The sequence below is a fragment of the Bacillus sp. TH17 genome (assembly GCF_016651125.1).
Taxonomy (GTDB): Bacteria; Bacillota; Bacilli; order Bacillales; family Bacillaceae_G; genus Bacillus_A; species Bacillus_A mycoides.
This window is the reverse complement of sequence record NZ_JAEKEN010000001.1, coordinates 599150-614709: the sequence shown is the minus strand read 5'-3', so window position 1 is coordinate 614709 and position 15560 is coordinate 599150. Positions and strand designations below refer to the sequence as shown.

The following is a 15560-nucleotide window of genomic DNA, read 5'->3' as shown; positions in this document are numbered from 1 at the left end:
AAATACGTTTCGAATATATTCCATATTATACAATATCTATAGAGGAATTGTTGGTATTAAGAAAAAAGGAAATTAGTGGATTATCCATTCATGATAAAATTAATTATTTCCCACTACTCCATTCTTCATTTTAAAAAATCACATGAAAAATAACCTGAGTCTATAACTATAGAACCCAGGTTATCCAACGCTTTATACTTTTAAAATTCTCACAAACATATGCTATATTAATTTCTAAAATAAACTTAACTGTATAACACTATCCATCTTCTCTTCTTCTTTGTTAATCTCTAAAATCCTTTGACCCATTCGTTCCACCAAATCAACCACTAAAGCATTTCCCATACAAAAGTATCTGTTTCTTTGTGGCATACCTGTATTTGTCCAGTCCATTGGGAATCCATTTAACAACTCACATTCAGCTGGTGTTAGATATCTTAATTTTTTTGTATAAGGATCTTCAATTACATGTGAACTTCTATTACATGTTCCTTCACTTGTTAACATGGTACGTCCAGGCTTATCTAAATCGTCAGGGAAAGCCATTCCCCCCTCAGCGTAGAAGTATTTATGCCCCGTCGCCTTTGATACTCTTTCTTCTTTTTTAGGACCTTTAAGATACTTTAGTTCCTCAAATTCCGTTCTTCCCTTTTTGTTAACCTTATCCATTTTCAAATAATATGATTCATCTGCAGGACCAAATTTATCATATACTTTTTGAACAACTTCACCTAAAGTCTCTGGATTTTCAGTTACTGGAACTAATTCTTCAGTATATACTTGTCCATCTATCATCACGCCAGAATTATAGTATTCAGCTTTAAATGTATCAGAAACCTCAACAATATCGACCGGCAACACAAATTCTCCTCTTTTTTTGTTTTCCTCAGGTGCTTCATGCACTTTAAAAATCGGAGCAAAAAATCCATTTTTACACAATATCCCTAATGACTTCATTTCACTTTGAACAGATGCGAAATGAGATTCTTTTAAGTATGCGAAAATAAATACTCTTCGTCTTCTTTGTGAATTTCCATAATCTGCAGCGTTAATAACTCTCCATTCCACTGCGTAACCTGCATCTCTAAAGCTCGCCAGCATAATAGAAAAATCACGACCTCTTTGTTTTGCTGGTGACTTCAATAATCTATCTACATTCTCTAACAAAACAAATCTTGGCTTGCGAGAATTAACTATGTTTATTATCTCCCAAAAAAGAACACCCTTTTTTCCTTGTATCCCTTTTTCATTTGAGATAGTACGTGCTACTGAATAATCTTGACATGGAAAGCCACCTACCAATAAATCATGCTCAGGTATCTCTGGCCAAACCTCTGCTATATCTTTATTTTCATGTATTCCTCTATTTTCAAATTGAGTGGCATAGCAATTAAATGCATGTTGCGCTTTAGTTAAAGGCTCCCACTGATTTCCCCAAATAATCTCAAAATTCCCGTTCGCTTCAAGTCCTAACCTAAAACCCCCCACTCCCGCAAAAAGTTCTACTACTTTCACCATAAATACACGAACATCCTTTCGGTATTTTATTTCTTTATGCTTCATTATAATAAAAAGTAAGGAAAAGATCAATCCCTATATTATGAGAGTACATACTTCCGTTCCATAATATAAATTTTTGATTTCCATATCTTATTTAATAAGAAATCCGCGGCTTTTCCTTTACAGAGTTTTTATCTCCACAAAATTGAAACAGCTTTTTATTATATCATAACTTTTCATTTAAAGGTTTCTAAGCAAACCGATTAATATAGATAACGAAAGGGGATTACTATGGTTACATACGCTACACTAGATGAACTAATGTTAAAAGCAAAAAAGGCTGAAGGACACAAATTTAGTGAAATCAATTCAACAAATAAACTTGCAACAGCAAATTCAAAAGGTGAACTTGGCCAATTAGTCAAAGAGAGATTTTTTGGGTATGCAAGCCCCTCAGATGCGGACATTAACTTTAAAAACCTTGGAGTCAAACTGAAAGTAACACCTTTTAAGCAAAATAAAAATGGTTCTTTATCCTCTAAAGAACGCTTAGTTTTAAATATCATTAACTACATGGAGGAAGTTAATACATCCTTCGAAGAGTCTAGCTTCTGGGAAAAGAACCAAAAATTATTACTTATGTTCTACGAATGGAAAGCAGACGTAAATCGTCAAGACTTCCATATCACAAAAAGTGTTCTATTTTCATATCCTGAAGCTGATTTAGAAATAATAAAACAAGATTGGGAAACAATCGTATCTAAGATTTGCTCTGGAAAAGCACACGAGTTATCCGAAGGCGATACAAATTATTTAGGAGCTTGTACAAAAGGAGCAAATAAAAATTCAATTCGTTCACAACCATTTTCAGAAATACCAGCAATGCAACGAGCATTTTCATTAAAACCTTCTTATATGACTACATTAGTTCGCAGATATATCAAAAATGAAGAGTTAATAAGCTTCACAACAGCCAACGACTTAAAAGGAAAATCATTAGAGGAATTTCTTCATTCCAAATTCGAACCTTATATAGGATTAACAGATAAAGAAATCTCCCAATCACTAGATATAGATTCTAAACCTACTGCAAAAAATTTCGTTCCATCATTGGTAAGTTCTTTACTAGGTATAAAAAACACACGCCTTACTAAAATTGAAGAATTTGCGAAAGCCAATATAGAATTCAAAACAATTCGTTTAGAGCCAAACGGAAAACCTGAACAAAGCATGTCATTTGAAACTATTGATTTTCATCAATGGACAAATGAATCATGGGAAGAGAGTGAAATTCGAGAGCGCTTCTATCAAACCAAGTTTTTATTTGTGATTTTTGAATTTAACCAAACAAAAAAAGAAAATCCAAACCGTAAACTCTACTTTAAAGGTATTAAACTTTGGAACATGCCTGTCCCTACAATAGAAGAAGAAATACGAGGACTTTGGGAAGAAGTAAATACAGTGGTAAATGACGGCATTCAACTTGAATATAAAACACGTGGTGGTAAAATCGTTGAAGTAAATAACCTACCAAAAATGAATTTCAACGGCGTTGCGCATATTAGACCAAAAGCTCGTAATGGCTCTGACAAAGTAACTTTACCTGATGGTCAGCAAATTACAAAGCAGTGTTATTGGTTGAATAATTCTTATATTGCTTCTGTTGTTGCCAATAACGTTAACGAATAATTTAATCTTAATTTATAATTTCTATAACCATAAAAAACACCTTCTCACTTCACATGATTAGTACATACAGTGAGAAGGTGTTTTTTTTACATGGCTTATTGTAGAAGTACTACCTCCCCTCATCTCAAGCCAATTCCCCCTATCAACTCACCATATCCTAAACTACTCTCCTCCAAAAACCCCCTCGTCTCCCCACTATCCTTATAAAATCCCTCCCAACCCCTCTCCCCCAAAATCCCCTTCCAAGTATCGCTCTCGACCATCCTCTTAATAACACCATCCCAATAAGAAATCTCTTCCTCTGTCATATCTTTCGGCCCCATAATCCCTTTCCAGTGCTGAAATACAACATCAATTCCTTGTTCTTTCCACGTTGGAATTTCAGGCAGTCGGTCTAGGCGGTTTGGTGCGGATACGGCTAGTATTTTTATTTTGCCGGCTTTGTATTGTTTTTCGGCTTCGGATAGGGTCATTGTTGCGGCGTTAATTTGTTTGTTCATTAGGGCGTTTATGATTTTTTCTTTGTTTTCGTAGACGAAGAATTGTAGTTCGGCAGGGTTTATGCCAAATGCTTTACTTACTTGTACGAAGGATAGGTGATCGTCGTTTCCTAGGCCGGGGGCAACGCCGATTTTGAAGTTTTTCTTGTCTTGTTTTAGTTGTTCCATTAGTTGGTTTGCGTTTTCTATGTTTGATTCTTTTGATACGACAACGACTTCCCAATCTGATGCTAATGTTGCGAGCGGGGTGAAGTCTTTATATGTTAGTTTACTGTGGCCTAGTAGGTTGTTCGTTATGAGTAAGCTTGAGTTAATCGCCAGTACGTGACCGCCTTTTTGTTTCGTATATTTCCATCCGACATCACCGCTGCCACCTACTTTGTTTATGACAGTGATTGGTTTTGTGAAGATTTTTTCTTCTGTGAGTGTTTTTTGCATCGCTCGTGCTGTTAAGTCCCATCCTGCTCCTTGAACGTTTGGCGCAACGATTTCTACTTTGTCGATGTTCACTTTATTTGTGTGAGGTTTTTCTGAGGAACAGCCAGCTATTACTGCTGTCATGATCCATATACATAGTAATAATCGTTTTTTCATAACCCCCGTCCTATTCGATACTTTCGTTCTGGTCGTCCGATAATGCCGTATGTGTACTCTACTGTGCATTCGTTTGTCGCTACTAAGTATTCTAAATATCTTCTTGCGGTTGTTCTGGAGGCCCCCATTTGTTCTCCCATTTCTTCTATTGTAATTCCCTCTTCGAATCCTTTTATAATCCCTTTCACTTTTTGCAGTGTTAGCGGATCTACACCTGTCGGTAAGTTTTTTACGTCTTGTGTTTGCGAAATGCCGAAAAAGTTATCGATAAGTGCTTGATTTACTTCATTGTTACTATGTAATAATTGCTTCTTTCTTTTATAGTCTTCAATGGTTCGAACAAATTTATCTAACGTGACCGGTTTTATAAGGTAGTTGCTTACGCCATTTCGAATTGCTTTTTCTAACATATGGTTTTCATTCGCCGCAGTAACCATGATGACGTCAACGTTTGGAAAATCCGCATGAATTTTCGGCAATAAGTCTGTTCCAATTCCATCTGGTAAATAATTATCTAATAGAAGTAAATCGATTTCTTCTTTTTGTAGTAGTTCCATCGTTTCTTTCGCGTTCAATGCTTTTCCAATCACTTTTACATCCTTTATTTTTGATAAAAACTCTTCTTGAATTTGCGCGACGCGGAAATCATCTTCTGCAATTGCAACCTTCAACATATGCCCATCCCCCTGTTTGTCATGTACTTTCTTTCAATGTTTTCGGAAGGTAAATTGTAAAAATAGCTCCCCCATTTTTCTCGTTTTGAATTTCAATTGTTCCTTCTAGTAGATCTACCATTTCTTTCACGTTTGCTAGCCCGTAACCACGATCATTTCCTTTCGTTGAAAATCCTTTTTGAAAAATGGTACTTATTTTTTCTGCCGGTATCCCTGCTCCACTATCTATCACTTCAAACACAATATCGTGTCCAATGTCCGTAACAAAGAAGGAAACATTCTTCTCCTCTTGTGCACTCACCGCATCAAACGCATTGTCGATTATGTTTCCAACAATCGTAATGAGGTGTGAAACTTTTATATGGTCTGGTAATGGCTGAAGCGCACTATCTCCTTCAATATGAAAATCAATTTTCTTCTCAGATGCTGTTCCAATTTTCCCTAATAAAATAGCTTGTACTTTCGCATCGTGAATTTGATGAAATAAAATATGGTTTTGGCTTTGATGAACATTAGATTCTTGCTGAATAAATTCAATCGCTTCTTTGTAATGTCCTAACTGGAGTAATCCTGATAAGACGAAAAGTTTATTTGTAAATTCATGTGTTTGGGCGCGTAAGTCCTCTGAATACTTTCTTACTTCAGATATTGTATTTACTAGATTTTGCAGTTCTGTTTTATCTCTAAAACTACATACAACGCCTACCGTACTGTTATTTTCGAGTATTGGTGTCATGTTTAAAATAAACACTTTATCTTGAAACGCGATTTCTTGATCGTTTTCTAGCACTCTTTCCATATTAAAATCAGGTAAAACTTTTGAAATGTGCTGCTGCATATAATCATCATTTACATACAGCATCTCTTCTGCCGACGTGTTCATCATCGTAATAAAACCGTTTTGATCGATAGCGATAATCCCTTCTTTTATAGATAGTAGTATCGCACTTCGTTCCCGGTATAACGCTGCAATTTCATTCGGTTCTAAACCGAGTGTATCTTTCCTAATGCTACGTGCTAAAAGAATGCCGCCAACAATTCCAGCTAATAATACCGCTAAAGAAAAGAGTATAATTTCTTTCGTTCTGCTCAGTATGTTAGATTCAATACCCTTTATTAAAAACTCTACTGTCACAACGCCTACTACTTGATCGTAGTCTCCGTTATGAACAATAATGGGTGCCTTCGCCATTAAAGCCGGGCCACTTGCACCATTTCCTTCGAGTGTATAATAGCCACCAAAAGTGAGCGCTTCATAGTTATATGGATTGTTACTCTTTGTACCAATCAACTCCGAATTAGAATGTGAATACATAACGCCATAACGATCTTCTATAATTACATAATCTGCACCAGCTTGCTCACGAACTTGTTCCGCAATGGATTGAATGGTACTTTTATGCTCGTTATATTGAAAAGCATCTTTTATAGCTGGCATAAAAGACAAAGATTTAGCCGTTTGCAGTGCTAACTGCTCCACTTGCCGCTTCGTATCAACGGACTGAATGTAAACAAATATTCCCGCTAATAGGAGAACGACAAATAAAATTAATGTAATAATTAAGCCTAATATTTTCGTTTGTAACGACACTTTTCGTGATTTTTTCATACTCCATATCCTTTGATAAAATATTCAAAACTATCAATCTCCTTTTTCTATTATTATGACAAAACTGAAAATGAATCAACTATTAAAAATAACCATGTACATAAAGTACAAAAAGAATAAAATTGTCATAATATTGAGATTTTAATTCAAGAACAGTACAATTCAACTATATTGAACACGCTTTCATATATACCTTTTATTTATAAGCAAGAGGAGGAATTATTATGGCTCAAGTAAAATCAAGCCGAGTCGCCGGCAATATCTTCAAAGGTTCCGTCGGCAATTTAATTGAATGGTACGACTGGTACGTTTACTCTGCTTTCGCTGTTTACTTCTCAGCAGAGTTCTTTCCTAAAGGAGATCCAACGAGTCAGTTACTGAACACAGCAGCTATTTTCGCAGTCGGATTTTTAATGCGCCCTATCGGAAGTTTATTAATGGGACGTTATGCAGATCGACACGGCCGCCGGGCAGCATTAACGCTTTCCATTACAGTTATGGCCGGTGGTTCTTTAATTATCGCCTGTACACCTAGTTACGAAAGCATCGGTATTATGGCGCCAATTATTTTAGTTCTTGCTCGTTTACTGCAAGGGTTATCACTTGGCGGAGAGTATGGAACTTCCGCAACATATTTATCTGAAATGGCTAGTAGTGGTCGCCGTGGTTTTTATTCAAGTTTTCAATATGTAACGCTCGTTGCTGGACAGATGGTTGCGTTAGGTGTTCAAATTGTTCTTCAGCAATTACTAAGCGAACCAGATATGAAAGCTTGGGGATGGCGTATTCCATTCATTATTGGTGCGATGGGAGCAGTAGCTGTATTATGGCTTCGCCGCACAATGGATGAATCGGAGCAGTTCTCAAAAATGGAATCTAAAAACCGCGAAAACGCAGGAACCGTTCGCGCTCTTATGAAACACCCGAAAGCAGTATTAACAGTAGTCGGCCTAACACTAGGAGGCACTGTTGCATTCTATACGTACACAACATATTTACAAAAGTTCATGGTAAACACAGTTGTTCTCCCGAAAGAAGTTGTAAGCTGGATTAACTTTGCCGCACTACTTATATTCGTTGTACTTCAACCAATTGCAGGGCTATTATCCGATAAAATTGGACGCCGCCCACTATTAATGGCTTTCGGTATTCTCGGAACGTTACTAACAGCTCCAATCTTCTTCTTTATGGAAAAAACGACAGAACCAATGGTAGCATTTTTACTCATGATGGTCGGCCTCATTATCGTTACTGGCTACACTTCCATTAATGCGATTGTAAAAGCCGAACTCTTCCCAACTGAAATTCGCGCACTTGGTGTAGGTTTACCATATGCACTAACCGTTGCGATATTTGGCGGAACAGCCGAGTTCATCGCATTATGGCTAAAGAGTATTGGAATGGAATCACTATTTTACTTCTACGTAGCTGGATGTATCGCGATAAGCTTTATTACGTATTGGCGTATGGATGAGTCATCGAAGACTTCGCAGATTGAGGCGGAGCTTAATGGTGGAGATAAACTAGCTAATAATAAATCTAGTTAAAATTATGTATTCTATGTTCTTCGTTTACCCGAACTCGATTTGCTTTATCTAAAAAAGCATAATTCATTAATATACAATTTAAAAACCTCTACTTATATGTAGAGGTTTTTGTATGAAGAAAAACACGTAGTTCCATTGTTATTTTACAAACCCCAAATTCTTCCTCATCTTAAAGTGGAACAAATTTATTACTTAGAGTGTCTAATAAGTGTATTTCTAATAGTAGTTGTCCAGATTGGATACAGCATATCCCGTTTGACATCTATTTTTATGTATTACAAAAAAAGAAAGGACTTATTATTCCCAAAAGTAAAAAATATGTATTGTAATACTACGGTTAAGTATTACAAGTTTAATACTTTCACAGGTGAACCATTACAAGTGGAAACAAAAAAGAAACAGCCCAAACCGTGACTTATCAATCATATAAACGTTTTGGATGTCCTTTAACCTGTGAAATTTTAGCTGCAGTAGTATTGTTACCCTATGCCATCTTTAATTGCATTGGTATTTAGAATACCTAGACAAAATCCATATATTCTTGAAAGAGGTTGAAAATTCATGTTCGTTTTAAACAAGTTCTTAAACATTTTACATTACAAAAAGATTGTGCCTGTAGTATTACTTTCATGTGTATCACTTATAGGCTGTTCCAATAGTAACACTCAATCTGAACCACCTAAACAAACGAATCAAGCTAATCAAATTAAACAAGAAAATACAGGTAATCAATCTTTCGCTAAACTTGAAAAAGAATATGATGCTAAGCTTGGTATTTATGCACTGGACACAGGTACGAATCAAACTGTTGCTTATCATTCAGATGATCGTTTTGCATTTGCATCTACATCTAAATCATTAGCTGTGGGCGCTCTTTTACGCAAGAACTCATTAGAAGCTCTTGATCAAAGGATTACGTATACTCATGAAGATCTTTCTAATTATAATCCAATTACTGAAAAGCATGTTGATACCGGAATGACGTTAAAAGAACTTGCAGATGCTTCTGTTCGATATAGTGACAGCACAGCACATAATTTGATTCTTAAACAGTTAGGGGGGCCCTCTGAATTTGAAAAAATCTTGAGAGAAATGGGAGATACTGTTACTACTTCAGAACGATTTGAACCTGAATTAAATGAAGTGCATCCAGGAGAAACACATGATACCAGTACACCAGAAGCGATAGCTAAGACACTTCAATCATTTACATTAGGAACTGCACTTCCAATAGAAAAACGTGAGCTATTAGTAGATTGGATGAAGAGAAATACAACTGGGGATAATTTGATTCGCGCTGGCGTACCAAAAGGATGGGAAGTAGCTGATAAAACAGGCGCGGGATCTTACGGAACAAGAAATGATATCGCAATTATTTGGCCACCAAATAAAAAGCCGATTGTTCTTGCTATACTTTCTAATCATGATAAAGAAGATGCTAAATACGATGACAAACTTATTGCAGACGCAACCAAAGTCGTGTTAAATACCTTAAAAGCTACGGAATAAATGATAATAGGTTAAAAGTTTTCTATTTTAGGCGGGTGTTTTCATCAACTAAAAATTTAATAGTGTCCCAAAAACGAAATTTGGTGCTACCCCTAAAGTATCTGGACTATAATAGCCAACTAAAAAATGCAAACAAAAAGACCTTTAATCAGTCGTTTTGTTTGCATTTCCTTTTTCTAAAACTACAGAAAAGATAAGTACTATAGTTAACACCATAATAAACCTTACTTCACTTCCATCACTTACAAAAAATGAATACAAAGTATAAATTAAAATTAATATTCCATAAATAACTTTGTGCAATGAACTCCCCCTTTTTACCATATATATTTTAGTGTAAAAATTTAATTCAAGCCCTATATTAAAATGAAAATAAAAAGCACCTGTGATATACACAAAGTGCTTTTCTCTTGTCGATTTATCTATTTTCTTTTTATAACTCAAATTTCTTCGAATCGTACTTTTCTAGAGTTTGCTGCAATTCATTTTGTTCATATGGAATATGCTTATCTGTCTGTACATCTTCAACATTTTCTCCACCTGTTAATAATCTCCTGTACTTAAAAGAGTGCCCTGTTAATACTGTTGTAATCATTTTGTATTGCCCTCCTTTTGTTTGATTACTTGTATCATAAAACAAATATCTGAAGTTGATATGTAGTCTATCTAGAGTGTATGTAAATTTAAAAAATCTCTAATAAAATGTTTATGTTGTAACGTTACCACCAAAACTAGTGCTTCCAACACCATGATTTGAAGAGACAGTAACCCCTATTCTAGCCTCAATTCCTCCTATAGTTCTATATTGAGTAAAACTAGTTAATCCCTACAATATAAAAAGAGCACCCCTTTTGGATGCTCTTCGTTATAACTATATATTATTTAATTTCCTTCTTTTGTTGGTACCATTTTTCCTTCTTGAGAGTCTGTACCTTCTGTTCTTTCAACAGTTTTTGCATGTTCTGGTTTTTCAGGGGCTCCCATTTCAAATCCAGATTGAGAATCTGTACCTTCTTTTGCTGGTACCATTTTTCCTTCTTGAGAACCTGTACCTTCTGTTCTTTCAACAGTTTTTGCATGCTCTGGTTTTTCAGGGGCTCCCATTTCAAATCCAGGTTGAGAATCTGTACCTTCTTTTGTTGGCACCATTTTTCCTTCTTGAGAACCTGTACCTTCTGTTCTTTCAACAGTTTTTGCGTCTCCTTTAGGAGTTGCTGGCACTGCATCTTTAGGTAAATCAAAGTTTTGTGAGAAAGACGTTGTTCCATCTGCACTCTGTGTAATTACTTGATTGGAACTATTTTCATTTGACTTTAAATTGTCCATTTTCGCATCATCTGCACCTACTGCACCTCCCGCTACCAATCCTGTACTTAAAAGTGCTCCTGCTAATAATGTTTTAATCATTTTTCATTACCTCCTGTTTATTTGTAATATTCATCAAAAAAGTATCTAGAGTTAATGTTTTAGTCATTATCTTTATCTACTTGCTTTTTGATTACATTTAGCATAAGACAAGAATCTATAGTTGATATGGACTGTATCTGGAGATTATGTAAAGAAAAATAGATGATCAATTGTATATCCTAATGGATGCTTAGACAAGATTGAAACTTTATATGAGTTTGAACAATTGAGTTCCCCTTTGTTTTTGGGTGTGAGGTTTTTAACTGGAGTGAAGTGAGGGACTAACCTTTTCTAATATGAAAGCAAACTTTTTATTATTACATTCAAAACACTGTAAATAAAGATGTTAAAAATCCGTGAACAAAAAACAACATCTCATTGATGTCCACCCCATCAGAAGTATGGAAGGGAATTAAATATAATCCTTCCTTGTCTTTATGCATTAAGATAGAAAAAATTATAAATATAGACTTAAATATTTTTTTGAAAGGATATTGTTTAACAAACATAAAAAAGAGCTACGGCTGTATGAGAACCTTAGCTCTTTTTTATGTTTATTGTTTATTATATAAATTATTTAACGCTACAAGCCATAACCAGCTATCATATTACCAACTGAAATACCACCAGGTTCCCCCAATGCTTTCCCCCCTAAAACAAATGACAAGCCACCTCATGTCCCTTCGCAATCTCCACCATCTTCGGTACTTCCTGCGCGCATTTTTCAGTGGCGAATTTGCAGCGCGTTCTGAATTTGCAGCCGGATGGTGAGTTGAGTGGGCTTGGTACTTCCCCTTGCAGAATGATCCGTTCTTTGCCTGTGTTTGTTGGATCTGGTTCTGGCATGGATGAGAGTAGTGCTTGTGTGTATGGATGTGCCGGTTTTGTGTATAGGTCTTCGCTGTCGGCAATTTCTACTATGTTTCCTAAGTACATGACTCCGATTCTATCTGATATGTGTCTTACCATGGATAGGTCATGGGCGATGAATAAGTATGTGACGCCTGTTTCTTCTTGAATATCTTGCAGCATGTTTACGACTTGTGCTTGGACTGAGACATCTAGTGCTGAGATTGGTTCGTCACATAGGATGAAGTCCGGTTTTACAGATAGTGCGCGTGCGATGCTAATGCGCTGTCTTTGGCCTCCGCTAAATTCGTGCGGGTAGCGATATAGGTGTTCTTCTTTTAGTCCTACTTTTTTGAGAAGGTCTAGAATGATTTCTTTTCTTTCTTCGGCTGTGTAAGAGCCATGAATGTTCATCGGTTCGCTAATAATTTGGAATACGTTCATTGTCGGGTTTAATGATGCGTATGGGTCTTGGAAAATGATTTGCATTCTTTTTCTATATTCTTTTAGTTCATTTTCTTTTAGATCTGCGATATCTTTTCCGTCGAATAGAATGTTACCTGAAGTTACATCGTGTAAGCGAATGATACTTCTTCCTGTCGTTGATTTTCCGCAGCCTGATTCTCCTACTAGTCCGAATGTTTCACCCTTTTTAATTGTGAAGCTTAGGTCATCAACTGCTTTTAATTGCTCTGTTTTTCTGCCGAATAGTCCTTTTTTAATAGGAAAATACTTTTTTAAGTTCCGAACTTCAATTAAGTTTTCTTCATGCATGGGAATCACCTACCGCCCTATCGTTTAGCCAGCACATAGAGCGTCTTCCGTTTCCGATTTCAAAATATGGTGGACGTTCTTTTTCACAAATGTCCATTTTATGTGGGCAACGCTCTGCGAATGGGCACCCTTTCGGCGGGTGTAGTAAGTTTGGCGTTACACCTTGAATTGGCGCTAGTCTTTCTTTTACTCCGTTCGATATTTTTGGCAGAGAGTTTAATAGCCCTTTCGTATATGGATGATTCGGTGATTGGAAAATATCAAGTACATGTCCTTCTTCCATAATAAGCCCGCCGTACATAACGATGACGCGTGTACAGTTTTGCGCAACAATTCCAAGATCATGTGTAATAAGAAGTAACGACATATTCGTTTCGTTTTTTAAGTTTTTCATTAAATCTAGTATTTGTGCTTGTATCGTTACATCAAGCGCAGTCGTCGGTTCGTCCGCAATGAGAAGGTCTGGGTTACAAGACATTGCCATTGCGATCATAACCCGCTGCTTCATACCGCCGCTTAGTTCATGCGGATATTGTTTTACCCTTTCTTCCGGTGAAGAAAGACCGACTTGTTTTAGTAAGTTGACCGCGATATTTTGTGCTTCTTTCTTTTTCACTTTTTGATGCCGAATAATTACTTCCGTCATTTGCTTTCCAATTTTCACAACTGGGTTTAATGCCGACATTGGATCTTGAGATATGAGTGAAATTTGATTTCCTCTAATAGAACGCAATTCTTTCTCCGATTTAGAAAGCACGTTTTCATTTTGAAAAAGAATCTCTCCTTCTTTCACTTTCCCCGGAGGCGTAACGAGGGCCATAACGGATTTCGCCATAACGCTCTTTCCGCTTCCCGATTCGCCAACAATCCCAACGACTTCACCCTTTTTCAAGCTAAATGAAACGCCGCGAACCGCTTCTACTTCGCCGTCTTCTATGAAAAAAGAAGTCTTTAAGTTTTTCACTTCTAATAGTTTTTCAGACACGTCTTTCACTCCCCCTCACTTAAAGCATTAGTTCTCATGATGAGCCCCTTTTGGTGCGAAAGCTTTTTTCAACGCTTCACCGATTACGTTAAAACTTAGTACTGTTAATAAAATAAGGAACCCTGGGAAGAGTGTTAAATACCAAGCTTCACCTATGTATCCTTGCGCATTATTTAGCATGCTGCCCCAAGAAGAATCTGGTTCTCTAATACCTAATCCTAAGAAGCTAAGTGATGATTCCATTAAAATCGATGTCGCAATTGTTAATGTCGCTGCGATTATAATGGTCGATAAAATGTTAGGGATGATGTGTCTTACAATAATCATCAATGATTTTTGTCCCGACACTTTTGCGTATAAAACGTACTCACGCTCTTTTACAGATAACGTTTCTGCCCTTACGATACGCGCGGTATCCATCCACGTTAATAATCCGATAATAAGAACAAGCGTTGTAATTCCTGGTTTTAAATACGCATTTAATAGTAGCATTAAGAAGAATGATGGAATCGACATAAGAACTTCAACAATTCGCATTAAGAAGTTGTCTAACTTTCCGCCAAAATATCCGCTAATTGTTCCTACTGCGGTCCCGATTGTAATGGAAACAACCATCGCTAGAAAACCAACAGCAAGGGAAACTCGTCCGCCATATAACGCTCTCGTTAAGTAATCCCTTCCGTAATCATCTGTGCCGAACGGATGACTCATACTCGGTTCTTGTAAACGATCTGGAATCGACATTTTACTAGGATCGTACGGTGATACGAATGCGAAAAGAGACGCGATTGTTAAAACACCCAGTATAATAACTCCCATTACTACAAACTTATTTTTTGTAAAACTATTTTTTATCGTTTGAAATCTCCTATTGTTCATTCCAAATCACCCCCTCATTCGAATGCGCGGATCTACTACGCCATATAAAATATCAGCAATTAAATTACCGAGAATTAACATGAACGATGATAATAATGTGATTGCCATAATAATTGGATAATCAAATCTAAAAATAGCATTTACCCCGAGTGAACCAAGTCCCGGCCATGAGAATACTGTTTCCGTAATGAACGCTCCGCCTACTAAACTTGGAATGGATAATCCGAAAATTGTAATGATCGGTATTAATACGTTTCGAAGTACGTGATTAAATAAAACTGTTTTCTGTGAAGCACCGTACGCATATTGAATTTGTACGTAATCTTCCTCTAATTGCTGGATGGTACTTGAGCGAATATATCTCATATAGACAGAGATGTTTTGGAACGCTAGCACCATGCAAGGTAAAATACCGTGCTGGACAATATCCCAGAAGGAATCTTGACCGACTGTGCGCATACCCATACTCGGAAGCATGTTCAACTTTAAAGAGAATAAGTAGATTAATAGTAACGCGAACCAAAAGACTGGCATTGAGATTCCCACATAGGAGATGAAGTTCACAATGCGGTCAAAGAACGAGTTCTTTTTCACACCTGTAAATAATCCAAGCGGTATTGCGATTACAAATGAGACGAGTAAAGATGATCCCATTAACCCGATTGTTGCAGGTAATCTTTCTGTAATAAGTTCTAAAACAGGACGATGGTTTTGAAGTGAGTATCCAAAATTCCCTGTTAAAATATTTTTTAACCATAAAAAATATTGCACGTAAATCGGCTGATCTAGTCCTAAACTTTTGCGAATACGTTCAACGTCAATTGGACTCATATTCGGCGTTACAAAGTTTCGAACGGGATCGCCCGGCGCTAGTTTTATTAATAGAAAAGAAATAATAGAAATAACAAATAAAAGCGGAATCGCATTTAAAAGCCTCTTTGCAATTACTTTATACACAAACTTCCCCCCTCAAGATAAAGTGAAACTTTAATCAGCAGGACTTCCACCTAATTTTCTCGCATTCGCCAAGTTTTGAGGTGGGAG

14 protein-coding genes are annotated in these 15560 nt (G+C 36.5%); 3 read left to right on the top strand and 11 right to left on the bottom strand.

All coding sequences use genetic code 11. The features are described 5' to 3' along the window. Positions 1 to 234 precede the first annotated feature (234 nt). Positions 235 to 1518 carry a DNA (cytosine-5-)-methyltransferase gene (dcm, locus tag JFT95_RS02975; protein ID WP_063226595.1) on the bottom strand — a complete coding sequence of 428 codons (1284 nt, stop codon included), beginning with the start codon at positions 1516 to 1518 and terminating at the stop codon, positions 235 to 237. A 273-nt stretch (positions 1519 to 1791) separates the two neighbouring features. Between dcm and JFT95_RS02970 the strand changes: the two genes are divergently transcribed. Beyond that, positions 1792 to 3189 (top strand): Sau3AI family type II restriction endonuclease, encoded by a 1398-nt coding sequence (locus tag JFT95_RS02970; protein WP_201051341.1) that lies wholly within the window; start codon positions 1792 to 1794, stop codon positions 3187 to 3189. 119 nt (positions 3190 to 3308) lie between these two features. Here the strand turns inward: JFT95_RS02970 and JFT95_RS02965 are convergent, their stop codons facing one another. Genes JFT95_RS02965 through JFT95_RS02955 form a run of 3 tightly spaced genes read right to left on the bottom strand, consistent with a single transcriptional unit; the run spans position 3309 to position 6566 of the window. Continuing rightward, a complete protein-coding gene (locus JFT95_RS02965; RefSeq protein WP_201051340.1) occupies positions 3309 to 4283 on the bottom strand; it encodes a tripartite tricarboxylate transporter substrate binding protein in 975 nt (324 codons plus the stop codon). Further along, positions 4280 to 4957, bottom strand: a complete 678-nt coding sequence (locus JFT95_RS02960) for a response regulator (RefSeq protein WP_159146290.1) — start codon at positions 4955 to 4957, stop codon at positions 4280 to 4282. Before JFT95_RS02960 ends, JFT95_RS02965 begins: the two co-directional genes overlap by 4 nt. A gap of 19 nt (positions 4958 to 4976) precedes the next feature. Further along, a complete protein-coding gene (locus tag JFT95_RS02955) occupies positions 4977 to 6566 on the bottom strand; it encodes an ATP-binding protein (RefSeq protein ID WP_201051339.1) in 1590 nt (529 codons plus the stop codon). Between the two features lie 224 nt (positions 6567 to 6790). On the opposite strand from JFT95_RS02955, the gene JFT95_RS02950 reads away from it, so the two are divergent. Both JFT95_RS02950 and blaIII read left to right on the top strand, forming a co-directional pair. Next, positions 6791 to 8113, top strand: coding sequence for an MFS transporter (locus JFT95_RS02950; RefSeq protein ID WP_201051338.1), 1323 nt, complete (start codon positions 6791 to 6793; stop codon positions 8111 to 8113). 561 nt (positions 8114 to 8674) lie between these two features. After that, on the top strand, positions 8675 to 9622 hold the full coding sequence (blaIII, locus tag JFT95_RS02945) for a class A beta-lactamase BlaIII (RefSeq protein ID WP_012260417.1): 948 nt from the start codon (positions 8675 to 8677) through the stop codon (positions 9620 to 9622). 144 nt (positions 9623 to 9766) lie between these two features. Here blaIII and JFT95_RS02940 read toward each other — a convergent pair whose 3' ends face one another. The 7 genes from JFT95_RS02940 to JFT95_RS02910 all read right to left on the bottom strand — a co-directional run bounded on the left by JFT95_RS02940 (position 9767) and on the right by JFT95_RS02910 (position 15473). Next, positions 9767 to 9925 carry a hypothetical protein gene (locus JFT95_RS02940; protein WP_002087303.1) on the bottom strand — a complete coding sequence of 53 codons (159 nt, stop codon included), beginning with the start codon at positions 9923 to 9925 and terminating at the stop codon, positions 9767 to 9769. 130 nt (positions 9926 to 10055) lie between these two features. Further along, entirely contained in the window at positions 10056 to 10217 is a 162-nt protein-coding gene (locus JFT95_RS02935; protein WP_002150223.1) for a hypothetical protein, read from the bottom strand. A gap of 287 nt (positions 10218 to 10504) precedes the next feature. Continuing rightward, the gene (locus JFT95_RS02930; protein ID WP_085309462.1) at positions 10505 to 11029 is read right to left on the bottom strand and encodes a hypothetical protein; all 525 of its coding nucleotides are present in this window, start codon (positions 11027 to 11029) and stop codon (positions 10505 to 10507) included. A 651-nt stretch (positions 11030 to 11680) separates the two neighbouring features. After that, entirely contained in the window at positions 11681 to 12652 is a 972-nt protein-coding gene (locus JFT95_RS02925; RefSeq protein WP_002134672.1) for an ABC transporter ATP-binding protein, read from the bottom strand. Next, positions 12645 to 13637: an ABC transporter ATP-binding protein gene (locus JFT95_RS02920; RefSeq protein WP_002087306.1), complete on the bottom strand. Its 993-nt coding sequence runs from the start codon at positions 13635 to 13637 to the stop codon at positions 12645 to 12647. The genes JFT95_RS02925 and JFT95_RS02920 overlap by 8 nt, the downstream gene beginning before the upstream one ends. Before the next feature lie 27 nt (positions 13638 to 13664). Further along, a complete protein-coding gene (locus JFT95_RS02915) occupies positions 13665 to 14516 on the bottom strand; it encodes an ABC transporter permease (RefSeq protein WP_002035185.1) in 852 nt (283 codons plus the stop codon). Positions 14517 to 14522: 6 nt separating this feature from the next. Beyond that, positions 14523 to 15473, bottom strand: a complete 951-nt coding sequence (locus tag JFT95_RS02910; RefSeq protein WP_002035186.1) for an ABC transporter permease — start codon at positions 15471 to 15473, stop codon at positions 14523 to 14525. Positions 15474 to 15560: the final 87 nt, after the last annotated feature.